Origin of the sequence: Congregibacter sp. (assembly GCF_965660375.1) — a bacterium.
In the GTDB taxonomy this organism is placed as follows: Bacteria; Pseudomonadota; Gammaproteobacteria; order Pseudomonadales; family Halieaceae; genus Congregibacter.
On record NZ_CBFHZO010000064.1, the window covers coordinates 1 to 21,247 of the forward strand.

The following is a 21,247-nucleotide window of genomic DNA, read 5'->3' on the forward strand; positions in this document are numbered from 1 at the left end:
TTGATTCTCATGGAGCGCGGATCCAGATTCGGGCTGCCCACGAATACACGGTCGCCATCGATCACCAACACTTTTGCATGCAGCGCAAGGGCCTTCTCATCCGCAGGTGACAACATGTACCGGGGTCGATGCTTCGCATCCACGCGGACTTCATGAAGCTCTGCGCCATCCTCCATCAGTTCGCCGATGTGATTCCGGTAGGCGCTGTGCGCCGTGATGTGATTGTTTGAGCGAATAGAGTTGGTGAGGATGCGATGCGCACGCCGCGGCGCACTGCCCGCTCCACCACGGCCTCCAACCCGGGCGAGGGGATCAGATAAGCGGAGATCACGATAACCTCCTCCTCTGCGCTCTCAAAAACCCTGATCAATTCCCGAGCCAGCTGTACCGGTGCATTCTCCACTGTCTCCGCAAGACGCTGGTAGTCAGGAGCAATGTAAGCGAGCTCCTCGATGGGCACGGACCAGAGATCATTCCAGTAGTCGTCAAACACCTCGCTGAGCCGGGGCACTATGCTCCCCCCGACGAGCAGCTCCATGTCGCGAAAATTCGCTTTCTCATGGAGCCCAAAGTATTCGTCTGCCAGGTTGCGCCCACCCACGATGGCAACGCGATTGTCCACCAGCATCACCTTGTTGTGCATGCGATGGTTCCGGCGATCAAAGTCACCCAGGTTCATGAGCTCCCGCGTTACAAAACTGTCCTGGCGCCGCTGGTAAGGATTAAAAACCCGATAGGAAATATTCGGATGATCTGCAAGAGCTACGAGCAAATCGTCTTCGCCCAGCAGGAAGGAGTCATCCACCAGAAGCCTCACCCGTACACCCCGATCCGCCGCCGCCAACAAATGATTGAGCATGGCAGAGCCCACGCGATCCAGCGACCAAAGGAAGGTCTGGAGATCGAGGCTTTGCGTCGCAGACTCGATAGCGGTGAGGCGCCAGTCCAGCGCCGTAACACCATCGTTGAGCAGAATGTTCCAGTTGTCGCTGCGCAGCGCTTCCAGCTCGGCCCAGGGAGGGGCCACTGCCGGCGCGCTCGCAAACTCGCTGGGGCTCGGCGCCGGCGGTAAAGAGGAAAGAGAGGAGCAGGCTTGCAGACCCGCAACAGTGACGGCGATCACTACCGGTCGCCACAAATTCATCACGGCTTTGGGAACGCTAAGGCACATAATTGTAGCCCGGCAATCGAATCACAGCGGTACTGTATTTAAATCGCACCTATCGAGTCCTGTAAGCTGGCCAGTGGAAATATTGCCACGGGGCGAAACCTCGCCTTGATAAAGGTAGTCACAGAGTATCGCCGTGGATCGCCGAATGCACTAAGCTGGATTTGAGACCGACGCGTTTTCTCAAAGGCAACGATGCTTTACCCAAGACCCGATAGTGTTCAGATTGAGAACTGGCAGTCCACGGTGGAACTGCTGGTAGAAAGCACCGCGGCGGAACAAAGCCTGTTGCGGGTCGCCTACCCCACGAGCACGGAAATTGTTGCGGCAGCACCAGGGGCCGGTGGCCGGTTTACCATCGGGCACCGTGAACACCGAAACGTTCATCAGTACAGCGAAGAAGCTTTGCAGTTGCGTGGCACGGTCACCATAGCGGATGCCGATACGGATGCACGATGGGACGCATGCAGCGAGCGACGCAAAGGCTATCGCGCCTATTGCGGCACGGCACTGCGATGGCCAGACGATGAAGCCTTCGGCACCCTCGATCTTCTCAAGGCACGGCCTTTTTCCCATTCGCAGCTGCAATTTGCCAGGCGACTGCTGGAGAACCTGGGCACGGGTATAACCGCTCAGCTTGCGCTTTTGTACCATACGCAGGAGCAGCAATACCGCAACACCTATGACGCACTCACGGGCATACCCAATCGTCTGCTTCTCGCTGAACATGCCCATGAACAAATAAACCAGCAGCAACGCCGCGGTGGTGAGCTGTGGCTTCTAGTGTGGACCATCGATGAGCTCAAGGCGTTGGATCACGGCGCTGACAAAGACAGGCTGTTGCGTTCCGTTACCGAGCGGGTGCGCGGCTGCATTCGTCAGTCAGACACCCTCGCGCGCACCGATGAACACCGCTTTGCTATTTTGATCAACGACGCCAATGAGTTTATCGCCACCGCAGTGGCTGACCGTATCCGGCGAAACATCCGCCGCTTATCTCTGAACAACGCCGGCAAAAAATCGCCAGGCTTCACGGTGGGACTGACGCCCTTTCGGGATAATGAGAGCTTCGATGCGTGGCTGAACCGCGGTGAAAGCGCCCTGAGCGCAGCGATCACCGCCGGCGGCAATCAAACACTCGCTCGGCGCTAATCCAACAGCCGGTAGCGTCGCCCGCGGAGCTCACCATCAGCGCAGGCCCCATGCACCAGGGCGGGACGTGCATGGGAGTCCCGCAACCAGCGGGCAACGCGACCCGCTAATCCACTGCTGCCGTCGCCCTCAACCACCGCATCCACGCGGGAGATATCACCCCGCGCTGAAACACGAAAACCTGCAACGATAGTCGCCTTTACGGCGACATCCGGATCCAGCAAAGACGCCCACAGGCTCGAATCTTCCGGCAGTACCGCGGGTTTCGCCAACTGCTTGCGAAGCACCTTGCCCTCCTCCCCCGTGGCGAGCTCCCAGGCCCGGGCGTAGCTATCGCAGGCCTGCCCCCATTTGGCATTCCACTGCTGCCAGTTTCCCAGGCGCAAATAGAGACGGGCGCGGCTTGCCACGGGCTGACTGCTGGCCTCTTCTATGAGTTCTTCCAGTAACACCCTTCCTTTGCCGTAGGTCAGCATCTGACTCCGCTGCATAAAATCCGCGGCGGGACTCGCGGCATCAGCAGACATACTGGGCATTACCGCAAAGTCCGTGCCCAGAAGCAGATACAGATTGCGCAGATGACTCAGAGACAACGCTTCGCGAGCAGCATAGTCGAGGTCATCGCGCTCGAGCTGGGCTTCCAGCATATCCTCGTTGTCATTAAAGGCTTCGAAAAACAGGCTCAGCTCGCCGCGAGAGCGAGGATCAATAAAAATAGCCCGCGCGCGGGCAAAGTAAGCAAGGCTGTCCCGCAAGGCGGCATCGCTAAGCTCCCCCTGCCCCATACCGTGCACCCTGAAAATCGAACGCATGCTTTGCTGCGCTGAACGGAAGTCACCGATGGCCTCATAGCTATCGGCAAGAGCGCGCAGGTAGGGAATCTGCACGGGACTTAAAAGGCCTTCGTTAACCCGCACAATCTGCAGGGCATCGCGATTGGCTTTGAGAGCGGCAGGGTGGTTACACAAAGACGTATAGAGTTTACCGAGCTCGCCAATCGGGTCCGCCAGATCAGGGCTGTAGGCGCCAGAATCCAGTAAGGCATCGTCCAGGAGATCCTTTAAAGCGTTGGCGTTCTCGCGAGTCTTACGATCACCGCTCTCACAGGAGACGGAGGGCGGTACCAGGCCATCGGCGACCCGTACGTACTTGCGGCCGAAGTATTCGGGAAGATGAGCCTCTACACCAAAGCTGGCCCAGACCAGGACAAGAAGCGGAGGCAGTCGTCGCCAACCGCGACCATCACGGGGGACGTCGTTCCTCCCATTGTTGTAAGCTCTGAACAACTGTTTCGCTCCGTACTACGGAAAAACACCTACCGCCCGCAGCGGCAAGGTAGCCAGGATGGAAAGCTTACAGACTCAGGGAGATATTCTCGATGGACATCCGAAAGACCCAGGGCCGCGGTTGCCTCTATGACAACGTACTGGACACCGTAGGCGACACCCCCTGCATTCGCCTCAACCGCATTGCACCCAGGCACGTCGATGTTTACGTCAAGGTCGAGGCTTTCAACCCTGGCGGCTCCGTTAAAGACCGACTGGCCACCAATATGATTGAAGCGGCCGAGCGTGAGGGGCGCTTACAGCCCGGACAGACCGTTGTGGAAGCCACCTCGGGAAACACCGGCATCGGGCTGGCCATGGTCTGTGCGGCCAAGGGCTATCCGCTGGTTATCACCATGGCAGAAAGTTTTTCCGTGGAGCGTCGCAAGCTCATGCGCTTTCTGGGCGCCCAGGTCGTGCTGACACCCAAGGAAGAAAAAGGCCTGGGAATGTACAACAAGGCCCGGGAACTCGCCGAGGCCAACGACTGGTTTTTTGCACGGCAGTTCGAAACCTCCGCGAATGCGGACATCCATGAGCACACCACGGGACGGGAAATCCTTGCAGACTTCGATGGGAAGCGTCTGGATTACTGGGTCACGGGTTATGGCACTGGAGGAACCGTCACCGGTGTTGCGCGAACGCTTCGCGCGGCACGCCCCGACGTAAAAATCATACTCACCGAACCGGCGAACGCCGCCATTGTGGCCTCCGGCAAAACCCAGGAAAGAGACGAGCAAGGCTCGCCATCGGCCAGCCACCCCGCTTTTGAACCCCATCCGATTCAGGGCTGGACCCCGGATTTTATTCCCCTGGTGCTGCAAGAGAGTCTCGACAAGGGCTTTTACGATGAGTTACTGCCCGTTAACGGCGCTGATGGCATGGCGTGGTCACGACGACTGGCTGCCGAGGAAGGTATTTTTACGGGGATCTCCGGTGGGTCTACGGTGGCCATCGCCATGGAGGTGGCCGAGACTGCACCCGAGGGGTCCGTGTTTCTGGTGATGCTCCCGGACACCGGCGAGCGTTATCTCTCTACGCCGCTGTTTGAGGGTATCGCCGAGACCATGACCGACGAAGAAGTCGCCCTCTCCCAATCAACGCCCGGTTATCAGATCAAATAGGGAGCCTCTGTGAACAACACTCTTATAGCCGTCGTCATTGCATTGGGACTCGCCGCGGGAGGTGTGTTTATCGGCAATGGCCTGGAGCGCTTTCGCATGGCCGATCGCAGCATTGTCATCAAAGGTCTGGCGGAGCAAAGCGTAGACAGTGACTATGTAACCTGGCCGCTCACCGTTCGGCGCGCCGGTGACAGCTTTCAGTCAGTACAAAAGACTCTGGCGGCAGATCGTGACAAGCTTGTGGAGTTTCTCCACGGACTGGGCTTTACCCGCTCAGAAATGGAAATTCGCCCCATGGTGGTCACCGACGCCTACTCACGGGAATACGCGTCGTCGAACAGTCCCACCCGGTACAGCGGTTCTGCACTGGTCATCGTCAAAAGTGAGCGGGTTGCGGCCGTCGCGGCCGCCGCGCTCGCAACGGACCCCCTTATCGCAGCCGGCGTGCAGCTGGATCTAGGCAGTGGCCCCCAGTACGCCCTGCGCGCGTTTAACGATGCCAAAGCCCCCCTTCTCAAAGCAGCCACGGAGAATGCCCGCGCCCAGGCCGAAAAGTTTGCCCGCGAATCCGGTGCCAGCCTCGGGAGGCTCAAAAGCGCCAATCAGGGTATTATTCAGATCAGCGGCACCGGCGGAAATCCCTACGACAGCGCCTCCAGCCGCGAAAAACGCCTCCGGGTGGTGAGTACCTTCGTTTACTTCCTGGAATAGCCACTATTGCTAGCTGCAAAAAAACCGCTGTGACGAGCTGTAGCCGGCTGAAGCGCAACTATCAGCTAAAGTCACTGAAATCCTGCTTCGACAGCGGAAGCTCTCTTACCCGCAATCCCGTGGCATCAAACACCGCATTCACCAGCGCCGGTGCGATACCCGGCGTGCCCGGCTCTCCGGCACCACCCCAGGCCTCGCCGCTGTTAATAATGTGAGTTTCAATGACCGGTGAGTCACCCATACGCACCATGGGATAGTCGTGAAAGTTACTCTGCTTTACGGCACCGTCTTCGATGGTGACTTCGCCGTAGAGCGCTGCAGTCAGACCGTAGTTCACGCCGGACTCCATCTGGGCCGTAAGGCCATCGGGAGATACGGCAAAACCCGCATCCACCGCGACTATCACCCGATCGACGCTGACCTTGCCCTTGCTCACGGTCACATCAACCACCTGTGCCACCAGGGACCCAAAGGATTCCTGCAGGGAAATCCCGCGTCCCTTGCCTTTAGGCAATGTCTCGCCCCAGCCCGCTTGCTCTGCCGCAGTCTGCAGCACTTTCTGGTGTCGAGGTTTGTCGCCGAGCAGGGACATCCGGTACTCGTAGGGATCTTTACCTGCCGCTACCGCGACCTCGTCGAAGAAGGCTTCGGTGAAGAACCCGTGCTGCGAATGGTCAACGCTGCGCCAGGGACCAAAAGGCACGTGAGTGGGACTCTCCACATGATGGATTTTTTGCGCGGCCACGGTGTAGGGAATGGTGGGCGCCTCTACAGGCTCGTGCTTTTCGTGATACACATTCTCCCAGCCAGTGATCTGGCCGTTATCATCCAGCGCGGCTCTGAACCGTGACGCCACCGCCGGGCGGTAGTGATCGTGGCGCACATCTTCTTCGCGCGACCAGATCAGTTTTACCGGCTCTCCCGCCGCTCTGGCAATTTTGGCGGCCTGCACGGCGGTATCAGAGTTGGATCGCCGGCCAAAACCACCGCCCATAGGGTGCTGGTGTATCTGCACCTGCTCCACATCCATCTCCATAGCATCGGCAACTTCGTAGCGAAACCCCAGGGGGTTCTGCGTGCCAATCCAGACCTCGCAGCTGTCATTGGTGACCCGAGCCGTGGCGTTCATGGGCTCCATGCAGGCATGAGCCAGGTAGGGCACCCGATAGGTCGAGTCCAGGGTGGCAGTTGCGCCTGCCAGCGCCTGTTCCACATCCCCATCGTCAACATCAGCCTTGCTGCTGCCACCGTCGATGGCGGCCGCAAGATTCTGTTCAAATTGCTGAAACAGGGACTCACTGTTCGCCGAATCATGCTCTGTTTGGGACCACTGGACCCTGACATTTTTAAGGGCCTCACTTGCCTGCCAGTAACCATCGGCCACTACGGCCACCGCATCCTCCAGGGAAACAATCTTTGAAACGCCCGCCATGGACTCCGCTTTGCTGGCATCCACCGAGACCAGCTGCGCGCCAAACACCGGCGCGGCCATGATCGCGGCGTGCTTCATGCCAGACACCTGGGCATCGATGCCAAACACGGCAGTGCCATCGACTTTTGCGGGGATATCACGCCGCGGTGCGCTTTTGCCCATGATCCGGAACTGATCCGGCGTCTTGAGCACGGGAGACGCCGAGGGCGCGGTTTGAGAGGCTGCCAGGGCAAACTCCGCAAAGGGCGCCCGCTTCCCCGTTGTTGTATCGACAATATGCGTGTCTTTGGCGTCCAGTTGAGAGGGGGGAACGCCCCAGGCCTCGCTCGCGGCATTGATCAAAAGCTCGCGCGCTGCAGCACCCGCAGCACGGACGCCATAAACACCGGTGGTGCGAATCGACAAACTACCGCCGGTGATTTGCATCTTCATGGCTTTCGCCACCTGCAGCATGGCGCCATCAATGGTGGGTACCAGAGCCTCGGGAATATCCGCATCGCCGATGAGGTACCCTTTACCCAATGCCCAGTTGGCATATTCGTCAATGGCCGGGGCTTCCATAAAGGCGGTGTCTTCCCAGCGAGCGTCAAGTTCATCTGCCAGCATCTGGGTGAGCGCGTTCTGCGCACCCTGCCCCATTTCACTGTGGGGCGCGATGAGGGTAACTTTGTTTGACGGGTCAATCTTGACCCACATGCTTACCAATACTTCACCTTCTTCGGTGACCTGTCCGGCAACCTTGGGCGCGCGGTGACCCGGTCGAATGGCTACGCCCACCGCCAGCGCACCACCGGCCAGCACGCCTGTGGTGATAAACGCCCGTCTCGTCCATTTACCCATGAGCTTTCTCCTCAGTGCCAGCCGCAGCGCTGGGATCAAAGCTCTGCACCACGGAATTACTCTGCGAGGCCGCCAGTTTGATAGCGCTTTTGATTCGCGAGTACATGCCGCAACGACAGACATTGCCGCCCATGGCCGCATCAATAGCCGCGTCGTCAGGATGGGGGTTGCCGTCCAATAGCGCAGCAGCGCTCATCAGCTGTCCGGACTGGCAGTAGCCACACTGGGGCACCTGTTTTTCGATCCAGGCACTCTGTAGCGGATGCAAACCCTCACCGGGCGCCCGGTCAGCGAGGCCCTCGATGGTTGTCACATCAGCGCCCTCGGCGGCTGAAACCGGTGTCACGCAGCTTCGTATCGCCCGACCGTCTAGATGGACGGTGCAGGCGCCGCACTGCGCGATGCCGCAACCAAATTTGGTACCGGTCATGGCCAGGTTTTCCCGCAGAGCCCAAAGCAAAGGCATGGCGGGATCAACATCAAGCTCCCTTTGCTCGCCGTTCACGCGCAGACTGATCATGGTGTGCCTCTTGTTTACATTTCAAAGTGTCCCCAGAGGGGACAGTATAGTTATCGGGAGTGTTTCTCTCACTGCCATGAAGAGAGCTTAGCTTCTAGCAGCAAAATGTGCCTTCAGAGACTGGAGAGCGCCCTTGGGAGTCTCGACAACTCGGGCATTCACCAAAGAACTGGGGATGTTACCGCCGGGCTCCACATGGAATTCCCAATGAATGGCGGTGCCACCCTCGCTCGCAACAAGCTCCCAGTGCCCCGCAGCGGCGCGAATACGCACAGCGTCTTTGGACTCCGGTACCGTATCGGGAGCTACTCCCACAACAATGCGGAGATTATCCCCGTCGCGCTCCAAACGTTGGGTATAAACGGCATCGCGATCCTTCACCGGCCAGGGTGCGTCGGTACGCACATAGTTGATCCAGGTGGCGTCCCCGGTCTGCACGCGCCGCGCCTCGATGGTGTCCGGAAACCAGTCGGGGTAGCTGTCGATATCTTGCAGACGGGCGAGGACGGCCTCGGGGTGCGCAGCGACCTTAGCTGTGGCACGAAAGGCCTGATACGCCGAGTTATCCACGTCCCGGGTGTCTATGCGCACCCCGCCCTCATCAAACTGCGTCTCCCATTCGGCGGACAGAACGGTGCCCGCCCAAACGATACCGAGGAGCAGTGCCAGCCCCCGAACAAGCACCGTCATCCCCCGCTTCATCGTTTAATGTCCGCGGCACTGTGGCGTTCGAGCACCTGCTCCTCTTCCGGACCCCAGGCACGGTTTACGCAGCGCCCCCGGACAACACCGGGGCGTTCGAAGATCTCTTCGGCCCAGCGAAGCACATGCTTGTAGGAGGAGACATCCAGAAACTCTGCCGCATCATAGAGCTTGCCCATGGCCAGGGCGCCGTACCAGGGGAAGGTCGCGATATCCGCAATGGTGTAATCATCACCGCAGAGGTAAGTGCGATCAGCGAGGTTGCGATCCAGCACATCCAGTTGCCGCTTTACCTCCATGGCATAGCGATTAATGGGGTATTCAAACTTCTCCGGGGCGTAGGCGTAAAAGTGCCCGAACCCACCGCCCAGGAAAGGCGCGCTGCCCATCTGCCACATGAGCCAGGAATAGCACTCCCCTCGGGAGGCGAGGTCCTTGGGCAAAAACGCATCGAATTTTTCCGCGAGATACATGAGCATGGCGCCGCTTTCAAAAAGACGTACGGGCGTGTCGCCACTGCGGTCCACCATGGCTGGAATTTTTGAATTGGGATTAACGTCCACGAAGCCGCTACCAAACTGCTCGCCTTCCTGGATATTGATCAGCCAGGCATCGTACTCCGCCTCAGCGATCCCCAACTGAAGGAGCTCCTCCAGCATTACGGTCACTTTCACCCCGTTGGGTGTTGCCAGGGAGTACAGCTGAAAAGGATGCTCGCCCACGGGCAGCTCCTTGTCATGGGTGGCTCCCGCAATGGGACGGTTGATGCTGGCGAACTTGCCGCCACTTTCGGTATCCCAGGTCCAAACTTTGGGTGGCTCGTATTGCGAATCGCTCATAATTTGGGGGTATCCCTATTGTCTTTGGCAAAAACGGTAGTGTGAAAAAGCCGTCTAACGGCTCATTGCTTAATGGCGTCAGGTTAAGGGGCGTGATCCTGAAATCGCGCCCAGGCATCTCGCCCGAAGGCGTCATACGCTACCATCGTTTTGTGCATTTTTCGCCGGGCAGCAACATCCACCATGGCGTCGGGCAATAGCGGGTCGCTGTTGACCTGGCGAATAACCGCCTCGCCGAGCAAGAAAGTCTCCCGGGCGAGAGCGTGGCGGCTTTGCTCAGTTTCGTTGGGACCGCCCCGAGCCATACTGTCCAGCATAGCCTGAGTGAGGGTTTTGTAGCGCTTTTCCAGGGCCCGTCGGGGCCAGAGCTCCGCAAGCTCGACAGTATCACTCAGTAAAGCGTCTGCACGCAGGATGATCGCATCCTCTTCAAGTCCTAACTCCCCAAGGCGCTCCCGGGTCTCGGCGGGGGCCTCGAGGTAGTTCGCCGGTCGACACCAGAGACCCATGCGCAATTGAGCAAAGCCCTCCAGTCGCAGGGCCTTCTCCCGAAGCTTTACGGCTGCCTGATCGCGACGCCCGAGGTGGGCGGTATGCACCATCAACCAACGCCCATTCCAGGGGCCCACCCGCTGTTCTGCGGACACCCAACGGCGCGCTGTCTTACTGAGAACCCGGCCCCGATCGCCAATAGCGTAGCGACCCCGAGCCACGCTTTTCAAAAAACCTGATTTCACCAGGCGCCCAAGGGCGACGCGCATGGCCGTAGGATCAATATCAAATAGCATCGCCCATTGCATACACTCCCGCGCGCCCATCTCCTCAAGATCAGGGGAGCTGAGCAGCGATAGCACCAGACGCTTGGGTGTGGGCCACGTATATTCTGCCGGATCGAACATGGAACAAGCTTAGCACCGATATATAACAAAAAATTACGCATTATTTGTTTTTGTGTTACTTTTGTTGCCGGAGGACGCAAAAATGAAAGCATCGGACTATCTCAGCCGGGAAGAGATTCAAAGCTATACACGCCGCAGTGACGCCATGGGGTTATGGCTGATTCTCAAAAGCTGGCTTGGAATTGCGGCGGTATTTGCCATGGTCGCCCTGTGGACCAATCCGCTGACCATCGTCCTCGCGATTGTATTGCTCGGCGGCCGGCAACTGGCTTTGTCCATACTTATGCACGAAGCCGGACACAAGACCCTCTTTAAAAACCAGCTTCTGAACCAGGCTCTCGGACAATGGCTGGGTGCCTACCCCGTACTCGGCGACTGCGATGCCTACGGCGCCTCCCATCGGGAACACCACCGCTTCGCCGGCACCGACCAGGACCCGGACTTACCCAACTACCGCAAGTATCCCATTGCGGCTGACAGCTTTCGACGAAAACTCCTCCGGGATATCACGGGGCAAACGGGGATCAGGCAGTTAACGGGACTGCTCAGCGGTGCCGGCAACCGCATCATGATGCGCAGTGGTGAGGGCGATAACGCTCTGCGTCAAGGACTCATCGCCAATGGGGCGCTCTTCACCATTCTCTGGCTTTGCGGCGCCCCCTGGCTTTACCTGCTGTGGGTCGCGGCCTACCTCACTGCCTACCCCCTCGTAGCGCGCATACGACAGGTGGCCGAGCATGGCAATGTCACCGCGCTTTACGAGCTGGATCCCCGCGGGAATACCCGTACTACCCGCGCCAACTGGCTGGAGCGTCTCACTCTCTGCCCCAACAACGTGAACTTTCATATTGAACATCACCTGTTGCCCAGCGTACCGCTCTGGCAACTGGAAAATCTCCATGAGACGCTCACAAACCGCGGCTTTTACAGGGATTATCCAGAGGCTGTCGTCGAAGGTTACTGGAATGTCATCAAGCGCGCAGTGCCTGACCTTGATCGCAATGCGGCTACTGCCACCTGACGTTACATTTGTTCCATCGACGCCGGGATCTGGCGCCCTCCGGCGTCTATTGAAGCGGCGAATCAATTGTCCGCTCGGGCATCTTCTTTCCTATACTGGAGGAGCATCAAAACAATAAGAAGGAGTACGCAACGTGTTTTTTGACTACTTGCTCTATCCCCCGATACTCGGCGCTGCGGGACTGGTCGTCGCGTTCATCATCTACCACATCATGATTCGCCATAATCACGGTGACGGAACCGTCAAGAAGATTGGCGACCAGATCCACCTCGGCGCGATGGTCTTTATGCAGCGCGAGTACAAAATGCTGGCGATGTTTGCGGCAGTACTGCTGCTGGGTATTTTTGTATCGCCGCTGGGCACCGATACTGCCATCGCCTTCACCGCGGGCGCGCTGTCCTCAGCCACTGCCGGGTTTCTGGGTATGTTCGCGGCCACCAAGGCTAACGTGCGCACCGCGGTCGCGGCCCACAATCACGGTCAGGCGCAGGCTTTAACGATCGCTTTCTATGGCGGTTCCATCATGGGCCTCTGTGTGGCGTCCCTGGGCCTCATCGGACTCGGCAGCCTTTACTACTACTTTGGCGGAGATCCGGAAACGGCTCATGCTATTCACGGCTTTGGCATGGGCGCCTCGGTGGTTGCACTGTTTTCCCGTGTCGGGGGCGGCATCTTCACCAAGAGCGCCGACGTCGGTGCGGACCTGGTAGGTAAGGTCGAGGCAGGCATTCCCGAGGACGATCCGCGCAACCCCGGCGTAATCGCCGACAACGTGGGTGACAACGTCGGTGACATTGCGGGTATGGGCTCCGACATCTTCGAATCCTATTGCGGTTCCATGATCGCCTGTATCGCCATTGCTTCAACCATGGCCATCGACAAGCAGGCAGAGATGATGTTCCTTCCCCTCGCCCTGGCGAGTATCGGACTGGTGGCATCAGTGCTGGGCATTCTTATTGTCCGTGTGCGCTCCAGCGCCGCGCCGGAAGCGGCTTTACGCACAGGTACGCTCGTCGCGCCCGCCGTATTTGCCGGTATCGCCTGGCTGATGATGGACGCCATGGGTCTGAACATGAACATCTGGTGGTCTGTGGTCGCAGGCGCCGTGGGCGGTGTGCTCATCGGCCTGATCACCGAGTACTACACGGGATCGTCGCCGGTGCGCAAAATCGCCAAGGCCGGCGATACCGGAGCCGCAACGGTGATGATCAGCGGGCTGGCAGTGGGCATGGAATCGGTCGTTCTGCCGGTGCTGTTCCTGGCGGCAATCATCTGGGTATCGACTGAGCTTTCCGGCCTCTACGGCGTGGGTATTGCCGCCGTGGGCATGCTGTCCACCGTGGGCATCACCATGGCCATCGATGCCTATGGCCCGGTAGCCGATAACGCCGGGGGCATCGCCGAAATGGCCGGCATGGGCGAAGACACCCGCGAGATCACCGATGGACTGGACGAAGTGGGCAACACCACCGCCGCCATCGGCAAAGGCTTTGCCATTGGCGCTGCCGCACTCGCGGCCCTGGCGATTATCGCGGCCTTTGTGCAGACCGTGCAGGTCAACAATCCGGGCTTCTCTCTGGAGCTTTCCGATCCTACGGTGCTGGTAGGGCTGTTTATCGGCGGCACCATTCCGTTTCTCATCGCATCCATCACCATGACCGCGGTGGGTGATGCGGCCTTTGACATGATCAACGAGATCCGCCGGCAGTTTCATGAGATTCCCGGCCTCCTGGAGGGCACCGCAGAGCCGGACACGGCGCGCTGCGTGGATATCGCCACAACGGCGGCGCTGCGCCGGATGATTCTTCCCGGCGCCATTGCCGTATCCGCACCCGTGGTTGTGGGTATGGGACTGGGCGCAGCGTCTCTGGGTGGCATGCTGGGAGGTGCGCTGCTAGGCTGCGTACTCATGGCACTGATGATGGCAAATGCCGGAGGCGCCTGGGACAACGCCAAGAAGTACGTCGAGAAAGGGAACCACGGAGGTAAAGGCTCACCCACGCACGCTGCCTGCGTGGTGGGGGACACCGTGGGTGATCCCTTTAAGGATACTTCTGGCCCGTCCATGAATATCCTGATTAACGTGATGGCAATTGTGAGCCTGGTGATCGCTCCCCTGCTATAACAGCCGATTGGGCTATAACAGCCGCTTAGCCGGCCCGGGCACTGCAAAAGAGGAACCTTGCCGCCATGATAGAGGCTGATCTCGCCATAACCGGCGGCGAAATTCTGACCATGACCCAGCCTTGTGAGGCGGGTTCCACGACGGTGCCCAGGGGCACCGTTCTCGTTTCTGGCAATCGTATTGTTGCGGTGGGCGACGACGCGACAATCGGCCCTTACACCGCCGCAAAAACCATCGATGCCACGGACCAGGTGGTCATGCCCGGTTTTAGCAACTGTCACACCCACATTGGCTCTAACGTGTTACTCCGGGGGCTCAACGAAGACGCCAAGCTGTTTGAATGGCTCCAGAGCATGTGGCGGCTCAAACAAAACTTTGATCATGACACCCTTCGCCTCGCGAGCCTCGCGGGACTGGCGGAGATGGCGCTCTCCGGCATCACCAGTTTTAACGAACACTTTGATGCTTACTCGGTCACCCCCGAGATCAACGCGTTGGAGACCATTCCCCTGCGCGCCACCCTGGGCTATGGCTTTGCGGACATCGGTCTCTACGGCGACCTGGCAGACTGGTCTTTTGAAGCCCTGGATAATTTTGGCGACATCGTCCAGCGCCACCACAACACCCTCGATGGCCGCCTCCGTATTGCCCTCTCGCCCCATGCCGCCTACTCCTGCACAGAAAAGCTCTGGCGCCGCTGCGCCGAGGTGGCCGCCGAGTTCGAGCTGACAATTCATACCCATCTGTCGGAAGGTTTACAGGAACATCAGTTTGTCGCGGACAACTATGAGCAAACGCCCACGGGCTGGCTGCACAGCATGGGCTTGCTCGGCCCTCATCTCACCGCCGCCCACTGCACGACGCTCAACGACGATGACATCGCACTCATGGCCGCGCACGACGTAAAAGTCGCGCACTGCCCCATCAGTAATGCCAAGCTCTGTTCGGGGATTATGCCCATCCGCAAACTCATGGCCGCAGGCGTTACTGTGGGGCTTGCTACCGATGGTCCGGCCAGTCACAACACCCTGGATATGTTCCAGGAGATGAAGTTTGGTGCGATCACCCACAAGAACCATAATCTGGACCCGGAGTTACTCACGGTGAGCGAGATGCTGGAAATGAGTACCCGGGAGGCCGCCCGGGCCATGCACCTGGATGATGCCGGCACCCTCGCCGCGGGGCAGCTTGCGGACATTATTGTCGTGGACCTGAACAACGCCCACTGCGCGCCCCGCTACGATTCCCAGGCCGCCCTGGTGTATTCCAGTCGTGCGGACGATGTGGCCCACACCATCGTCGATGGGCAGGTCCTGGTAGAGAATGGCGTGCTGCAGGGACTCGATCTTCCCGAGATGCTAAAAGAGCTTCGAGAGCGCGCGGGTGATCTGCGCCAGCGAAGCGGAGCCTGAGCGTGCAGGATAACGACGCCGCCCATCCGGTCAACGAATGGCTCCCCCTGCGCTGGACCCTGCCCCTGGGGTTTCAGCAACTGCTGGCCGCCTATGCAAGCATCATCATCGCACCGCTGGTGCTTGCCAGTGCCCTTGGGTGGCCCCAGGAACAAACCACCTTTTTACTGGCCTCGGGATTGTTCGGTAGCGGCGTCGCCACGCTGATTCAGTGTCTCGGTATACCGGGCTTGCCCATCGGCACGCGCCTGCCCGTGGTTCAGGGCACCACCGTCGCTGTGATACCGCCATTGATAGCCATCGGCGCCAATGGTGATCTCACGGCGATGTTTGGGGGCACTATTGTCGGCGGCATCGTTTGCCTCGCGCTCGCCGGGTCCTGGAGCAAGCTCCTGCGCTTCTTTCCGCCGCTGGTCACCGGCACGGTTATCACCGTTATCGGGGTCAGCCTTATGCCAGTGGCGGTGATGTGGCTGAGCGGTGGTCGGGGTTTCGGCGCTCAGGACACCAGCATGGCCGAAATCAGCCTGGGGCTTGGCACCCTGCTGCTGGTGTTGCTGGTGATGCGCTTTGGTCACGACTTTCTGGCGCGCACGTCCATACTGGTGGGACTGGTCGCCGGCGGCGTTGCCGGCGCGTTTATGGGCATGTCTGACTTTAGCGGCGTCAGCACCGCCAGCTGGGCCAGCATTCCCATGCCCTTCGCTTTCGGGCCACCCACCTTCACCGTCGCCGCCTGTGCGGCGATGACCGTCACCATGCTGGTGACCATGGTGGAATCCACGGGGGACTACCTGGCCATCGGTGAGGTTTGCGAGCAGGAGGTGGACGAAAAACGCCTGGCCGCGGGGCTGCGCGCCGAGGGGTTGGGGACGATCATTGGCGGACTGTTTAACGCCTTCCCGTTTACGACTTTCTCCCAGAACATCGGCGTGATTCGCGTATCCGGTGTGCGCAGCCGCTACGTCGTAGCCGCCACCGGCGTGATGCTGATAGCACTGAGCCTCGCGCCCAAGGCTGCGGCGCTGGTGGCCAACATTCCTAGCCCCGTGCTCGGTGGCTGTGGCCTGGTGCTCTTCGGCTCAATCGCAGCCACAGGCATTCAAACACTCCGCCGGGTGGACTTTGAGAATACGGGCAACGTGCTCACAGTGGGTATCAGCCTGAGTGCGGCGATGCTCGTGGTCGCCAACCCCATTTATTTCTCTGCCCTGCCCAAAGCGGTCGCGGACATTCTCAACAATCCCATCACCCTGGGCGCGGTGAGCTCGGTGACGCTGAACCTGCTGTTTAACGGTTCACGCACGTCTACTCTTGTAAATAAGGCTGAATAATCTCGTAGAGCGCGGGTCGCTCTTTAGCCACCTCTTCCGGGCTCAGGCCCTCCAGGGAGTGGGGATACTTTAACCACTGCTCGGTTTCATGAAGGTAGTAATCGGGCACGCGATCCGTGAGATTCCGCGCGGGCTTGAAGTAGGGAACTGCCACGCGAATATCACTGGGGGTATTCAGTCGCGCTTTTTCCTCGATGTAACGAATCACCGCATCAATGGTGCTGCCGGTATCAAACACGTCGTCAACAATGAGCAGCTTGTCTTCGTGGGTCAGTTTTTTGATGAGGTAGTTCATGCCATGTATGCGGATCTCTGACGAGCGGCCATCAATCTCAGGCTTGTACAGGGAAGTGCGAATGGCAATGTGGTCAGTCTCGATACCACAGTAGGCGAGCATCTCCTGCACCGCAACGCCTACCGGTGCCCCCCCGCGCCAGATAGCAATCATCATGGTTGGTTCAAAACCGCTGGACACCACGTCGGCGCCCAGACGAAAGGAGTCTTCGAGAAGTTCCTGCGCAGCTAGATACACTTTTTCTGACATGGGTTTCTCTTTTTCCGATCGCGTGTCAGTTTACTACCACTGGGACTACCCCGGGCGGTTACACTGGACACTTCCCGGGAGGTGAACAGCATGACAGACGAAACACATCCGCTCAAAAAAACCTTTGTAGAGGAAGAGTCCCTACTCCAGGACGCCTATCGACTGGCTGTGGCCGTCTACGATAGCGGTTTCCGTCCCGACTTTATCGTGGGCGTGTGGCGCGGCGGGTCCACCGTGGGCATCTACGTGCAGGAGTGTCTCCAGTACCTGGGCGTTAAAACCAATCACATTGCCATCCGAACCTCTTACCGTGGCATGCAGAGCTACATCAGCACCGTGGAAAACCCCGAAAGCATCCGTGTGCACGGGCTCCAGTATCTCTACGAGACCATGAACAAAGACGACAACCTGCTCATCGTGGATGACGTATTTAGCAGCGGGCAGAACATCGAAGCGGTGATTCAGCGGCTGCAATCAAAATCCAAGCGCAACATGCCCGATGATGTGCGCATTGCCGTGCCCTATTACAAACCCGCGAAAAACCGCACCGGCCGTGTGCCGGATTTCCACCTGCACGAGACCGATGACTGGTTGGTTTTACCTTACGAGATCACAGGTCTGAGCGAGGCGGAAATTGCCACGCACAAACCCTGGCTTGCGGACATATTAAAAGGGAGCCAACGGTCTCCCGATAGCTCCCTTTAATTACAGCTAGTAAGAACAGCCAAGAACTCGCCCCCCCGGTTCAGGGGCGGCGCCTGAGAGTCTCAGATCGCGGGTACCGGCTGACCGGGACCCCAGGGAGCACCGGCGGACTGCAGCTCCTCACGCAGCGCTGGAATTTCCGATTCGATCACCGCTTTGAGACGCTCACGAACAGGGGCAAACACCTCTTTGGCATAGTCGAGACTCTGCCGATGTGCCGGCGTGGGGCCGTAGCTGGAATTGCCTACACCCCGGGACGCATGGCTCAACCAGCTGGTAACGCGATGCACTTCGTAGTTGCCAACGGCCTGCACAGACTTGTTGCCGTTGAGCGCTTCATCCAGGTCATAGAGCTCCTGATGAAGAGCGTGGAGGCGCTGATCCAGCTCACCGGGCGCCGCTGCGGTCGCGGCTAGCATCTGCTGCATGGTCGCAACGGTATCCATGGCATCACCCAGAGCGTAGCGTGCGCCACTCACCTGACCGTAAACCGAGGAGTACTCCTTCCAGAAGGCGTCCACCTCTTCCATAGACGCGCCAGCAAGAGCGGGCTCGTACATGCGCTCAACCTCAAAGCTCACGGGCTCATCCAACAACCGGCTCTCACCGTTTTTGAGAAGCACGAGCTCGGCGCTGTAAGTCCCGGGTCGCACCATAAAGCCCCGGGGAGGAATGCCCTGCCAGTTTGGCGGCGTCTCGACAGAACCGTAGTAGGGATGACGAAGATCCCAGGCCAGTCGATGGAATCCTTTGCCCGCGGGGGCATCAAGGCGGCGAATCACATTGCCGCTCTCATCGCGGATGACCATTTTCAGCGCGGGCGGTGCTTCGCGCCGCTCGGCTTCCACGGCGTCCCAACCTGCAAACTTCACCTGCCCCCCAGCCTTGAGAATTTCCTTCTCAGCATCCTGGCGCATTTTTTCCAAAGTCTTGAAGCCCTCTGCGAGGTGATAGGTCAGCACCGCACCAAAGGGAGGATTCTCCGCTACGTACAGGGAATCACCCTGGGAACCGCGCTTCCGTGCACCCAGCACCTTGCGGGGGAAGTACCAGTCGGCATCGCGAGGGGCAAACAGGGCCGCCTCCTGATTCAGCGCATCCGCGGTCACTTCCCGCAGCGCAGAATAATCATCCATCACAAAAAAGCCACGACCAAAGCTCGCGGCCACCAGGTCATTCTCCCGGCGCTGGATCTGGATATCGCGGATGGGAATGGTCGGCATACCCGCGCTGAACTTCTCCCAGCTCTTGCCGCCATTGAGCGTCATAAAGACGCCAAACTCGGTGCCCGCAAACATCAGCTCGGCACGCTCGTGATCCTGCACAAGACGCCAGACAAGATGGCGGTCAGGAATACCATCGGTGATGCTGGTCCAGCTGCGACCGCGGTTACGGCTCACCAGAATATAAGGCTTGAAATCGCCGTACTTGTGGTTATCCATGGCCACATACACGGTGTCTGCATCGTGCAGGTCAGCGCGAATGTCATTAACGAAGGCTGTCTTGGGCACGCCAGGCAGAGAACCTACTTCTAACCGCCGCCAGCTATCGCCACCGTTCTCGGAGACCTGAATCAGACCATCGTCCGTCGCTGCGTAGAGCAGACCCTCCTCAAGGGGCGACTCCGCCAACGAGGTAATGGTGTTGTAGTCCGACATGGCAAACATGTCCCAGGGCGCATCCCAGCTCCAGGTTTGATCCATGAGGGGCATGACCATGCGATCCTGATTGCGCGTGAGGTCACCGGAAATCGCAGTCCACTCATCACCGCGGTTATCCGAGCGCCATACCCGCTGAGAAGCAAAGTACAGCCGCGTCGGGCTATGGGGGCTCACGAGAATAGGCGAGTCCCAGTTAAAGCGCTCGGCGGGATCACCGGGCGCCGGCTGGGGCTGGATAAATACGGTTTCTCCCGTTTTCATGTCCACGCGACTGAGATGCCCCTGCTGGGACTCCGCATAGATGATGTCGGGGTTACCGGGCTCGGTCGCCGGCTGATGACCGTCGCCGCCCAGCACCACTTCCCAGTCGGCATTGCGAATGCCGTTGACGGTATCCGTACGCGACGGACCACCCTGGGTGTTGTTGTCCTGGGTACCGCCATAGATATTGTAAAAGGGCTCCGAATCATCCAGCGCCAGCTTGTAATACTGGGTAACCGGCAGATTACTCATGTAGCGCCAGGTAGCGCCCAGATCGAAGCTCTCGTACACACCCCCATCGGTGCCCATCATGATGTAATCGGGATCTTCGCGGTCAAACACAACCGCGTGCATGTCACCGTGTTGGGTGGGGTGTGGCATGGGCTCAAAGGTCAAGCCACCGTCTTCGGACTTAAGGACCGTGGGGCCAACGAGATACAACCGATCATGCTTGTGCATGCTGGCGGTGAGTTCCTGGTAATAGTGAGGGCCAGTTCCGCCGCTCACAGCATCGGCACCCTTCACCCAGCTCGCACCGCGATCATCGGAGCGCCAGACACCGCCCTTGCGACGATCCAGCTCGATGGCCGCATAGACAACGTCAGGATTCTGCAGGGAGATAGCCAGACCGATCTTGCCCATATTGCCCGTGGGAAGGCCCTGGGTCAGTTTGGTCCAGGTTCTTCCTCCATCCAGGGAGCGGTGGAGGCCGCTCTCGGGACCGCCGCCCATATAGGCAGCTACCGTGCGCTGATGCTGCCAGGTGGCGGCGTACAAAACGTCGGGATTCCGGGAATCGATCACCACATCGGTGACGCCGGTCCATTCACCACCGCCGAGGGTCTTCTCCCAGGTCTGGCCGCCATCGGTGGTCATGTACAGACCCCGGTCGCCACCCTTGGTCCACAAGGGGCCCTGCACAGCGGCCCAGACGGTATCGGAATCCTCGGGGTGCACGATGATGGTAGAGATATGCTGGGAGTCGGGCAGACCCATATTTGTCCAGTTTTCTCCGCCATCATCGGAGCGGTAAATGCCGTCACCGAAGCCGATGTGACGACCGCCGTTGTTTTCGCCGGTGCCCACCCAGACCGTGTGCGGATTGCCGGGGTCGATGGCCAGGGCGCCAATGGAGTAGGCGCCCTCATCATCAAAAACCGGGGTGAAGGTCACGCCGGCGTTGCTTGTCTTCCAGACGCCGCCGGAGGCCACACCCACATACCAGGTGCTGGAATCCGTGGGATGCCGCGCAATATCGCCGATGCGGCCGGACATAAAGCCCGGGCCGATGTTGCGCCACTCCAGGCCATCATAAGCCGAAGTCGTCGCCGCTTGCTCTGCGCCAAAAACAGAACCTGCAATGGTCAGGCTCAGGCCCACACTCAAAACGGTGCTCAATAGTCGCTTCATGCCGAAAAGGTCTCTTCCTGAAATTCGGCTGGCAAGGTTAGCAAAGCCTGACGGTGTCGTCT

Annotated in this window: 18 protein-coding genes; 8 read left to right on the forward strand and 10 right to left on the reverse strand. The window is 59.2% G+C overall.

All coding sequences use genetic code 11. The features are described 5' to 3' along the window. Both ACTG3T_RS05905 and ACTG3T_RS05910 read right to left on the reverse strand, forming a co-directional pair. The coding region (locus ACTG3T_RS05905) for a phospholipase D-like domain-containing protein (protein ID WP_439101361.1) at positions 1–251 on the reverse strand (251 nt) is incomplete at its 3' end. Next, positions 176–1,171, reverse strand: a complete 996-nt coding sequence (locus tag ACTG3T_RS05910) for a phospholipase D-like domain-containing protein (protein ID WP_439101339.1) — start codon at positions 1,169–1,171, stop codon at positions 176–178. The genes ACTG3T_RS05910 and ACTG3T_RS05905, both read right to left, overlap by 76 nt. A gap of 192 nt (positions 1,172–1,363) precedes the next feature. On the opposite strand from ACTG3T_RS05910, the gene ACTG3T_RS05915 reads away from it, so the two are divergent. Next, positions 1,364–2,320, forward strand: coding sequence for a GGDEF domain-containing protein (locus tag ACTG3T_RS05915; RefSeq protein WP_439101340.1), 957 nt, complete (start codon positions 1,364–1,366; stop codon positions 2,318–2,320). Here ACTG3T_RS05915 and ACTG3T_RS05920 read toward each other — a convergent pair. After that, positions 2,317–3,606, reverse strand: a complete 1,290-nt coding sequence (locus tag ACTG3T_RS05920) for a tetratricopeptide repeat protein (RefSeq protein ID WP_439101341.1) — start codon at positions 3,604–3,606, stop codon at positions 2,317–2,319. The two genes, ACTG3T_RS05915 and ACTG3T_RS05920, sit on opposite strands and share 4 nt — an antisense overlap. A gap of 92 nt (positions 3,607–3,698) precedes the next feature. Here ACTG3T_RS05920 and cysK point away from each other — a divergent pair, with 92 nt between their 5' ends. Then, a complete protein-coding gene (gene cysK / locus ACTG3T_RS05925; protein ID WP_439101342.1) occupies positions 3,699–4,769 on the forward strand; it encodes a cysteine synthase A in 1,071 nt (356 codons plus the stop codon). 9 nt (positions 4,770–4,778) lie between these two features. Beyond that, positions 4,779–5,480, forward strand: coding sequence for an SIMPL domain-containing protein (locus tag ACTG3T_RS05930; protein ID WP_439101343.1), 702 nt, complete (start codon positions 4,779–4,781; stop codon positions 5,478–5,480). Between the two features lie 61 nt (positions 5,481–5,541). Here the strand turns inward: ACTG3T_RS05930 and ACTG3T_RS05935 are convergent, their stop codons facing one another. The 5 genes from ACTG3T_RS05935 to ACTG3T_RS05955 all read right to left on the reverse strand — a co-directional run bounded on the left by ACTG3T_RS05935 (position 5,542) and on the right by ACTG3T_RS05955 (position 10,712). Then, positions 5,542–7,752, reverse strand: coding sequence for a molybdopterin cofactor-binding domain-containing protein (locus tag ACTG3T_RS05935; RefSeq protein WP_439101344.1), 2,211 nt, complete (start codon positions 7,750–7,752; stop codon positions 5,542–5,544). Next, positions 7,745–8,272 (reverse strand): (2Fe-2S)-binding protein, encoded by a 528-nt coding sequence (locus tag ACTG3T_RS05940; RefSeq protein WP_439101345.1) that lies wholly within the window; start codon positions 8,270–8,272, stop codon positions 7,745–7,747. The genes ACTG3T_RS05935 and ACTG3T_RS05940 overlap by 8 nt, the downstream gene beginning before the upstream one ends. 87 nt (positions 8,273–8,359) lie before the next feature. Then, the gene (locus ACTG3T_RS05945; RefSeq protein ID WP_439101346.1) at positions 8,360–8,974 is read right to left on the reverse strand and encodes an START domain-containing protein; all 615 of its coding nucleotides are present in this window, start codon (positions 8,972–8,974) and stop codon (positions 8,360–8,362) included. Further along, positions 8,971–9,813, reverse strand: coding sequence for a glutathione-dependent disulfide-bond oxidoreductase (yghU, locus tag ACTG3T_RS05950; RefSeq protein WP_439101347.1), 843 nt, complete (start codon positions 9,811–9,813; stop codon positions 8,971–8,973). Before yghU ends, ACTG3T_RS05945 begins: the two co-directional genes overlap by 4 nt. An 83-nt stretch (positions 9,814–9,896) precedes the next feature. After that, positions 9,897–10,712 carry a PaaX gene (locus ACTG3T_RS05955; protein ID WP_439101348.1) on the reverse strand — a complete coding sequence of 272 codons (816 nt, stop codon included), beginning with the start codon at positions 10,710–10,712 and terminating at the stop codon, positions 9,897–9,899. An 82-nt stretch (positions 10,713–10,794) separates the two neighbouring features. On the opposite strand from ACTG3T_RS05955, the gene ACTG3T_RS05960 reads away from it, so the two are divergent. The 4 genes from ACTG3T_RS05960 (at position 10,795) to ACTG3T_RS05975 (ending at position 16,604) form a co-directional block, all read left to right on the forward strand. Continuing rightward, a complete protein-coding gene (locus ACTG3T_RS05960) occupies positions 10,795–11,733 on the forward strand; it encodes a fatty acid desaturase family protein (RefSeq protein WP_439101349.1) in 939 nt (312 codons plus the stop codon). Between the two features lie 133 nt (positions 11,734–11,866). Further along, on the forward strand, positions 11,867–13,858 hold the full coding sequence (locus tag ACTG3T_RS05965) for a sodium-translocating pyrophosphatase (protein WP_439101350.1): 1,992 nt from the start codon (positions 11,867–11,869) through the stop codon (positions 13,856–13,858). Positions 13,859–13,923: 65 nt separating this feature from the next. Then, the gene (locus ACTG3T_RS05970) at positions 13,924–15,270 is read left to right on the forward strand and encodes an amidohydrolase family protein (RefSeq protein WP_439101351.1); all 1,347 of its coding nucleotides are present in this window, start codon (positions 13,924–13,926) and stop codon (positions 15,268–15,270) included. 2 nt (positions 15,271–15,272) lie between these two features. Continuing rightward, positions 15,273–16,604 carry a nucleobase:cation symporter-2 family protein gene (locus ACTG3T_RS05975; RefSeq protein WP_439101352.1) on the forward strand — a complete coding sequence of 444 codons (1,332 nt, stop codon included), beginning with the start codon at positions 15,273–15,275 and terminating at the stop codon, positions 16,602–16,604. On the opposite strand, the gene ACTG3T_RS05980 is transcribed toward ACTG3T_RS05975, so the two are convergent. Beyond that, positions 16,579–17,148 (reverse strand): phosphoribosyltransferase, encoded by a 570-nt coding sequence (locus tag ACTG3T_RS05980; RefSeq protein ID WP_439101353.1) that lies wholly within the window; start codon positions 17,146–17,148, stop codon positions 16,579–16,581. The two genes, ACTG3T_RS05975 and ACTG3T_RS05980, sit on opposite strands and share 26 nt — an antisense overlap. Before the next feature lie 90 nt (positions 17,149–17,238). Here ACTG3T_RS05980 and ACTG3T_RS05985 point away from each other — a divergent pair, with 90 nt between their 5' ends. Then, positions 17,239–17,853, forward strand: a complete 615-nt coding sequence (locus ACTG3T_RS05985) for a phosphoribosyltransferase (RefSeq protein ID WP_439101354.1) — start codon at positions 17,239–17,241, stop codon at positions 17,851–17,853. Between the two features lie 62 nt (positions 17,854–17,915). Here the strand turns inward: ACTG3T_RS05985 and ACTG3T_RS05990 are convergent, their stop codons facing one another. After that, positions 17,916–21,185 carry a WD40/YVTN/BNR-like repeat-containing protein gene (locus tag ACTG3T_RS05990; RefSeq protein ID WP_439101355.1) on the reverse strand — a complete coding sequence of 1,090 codons (3,270 nt, stop codon included), beginning with the start codon at positions 21,183–21,185 and terminating at the stop codon, positions 17,916–17,918. Between the last annotated feature and the right edge of the window lie 62 nt (positions 21,186–21,247).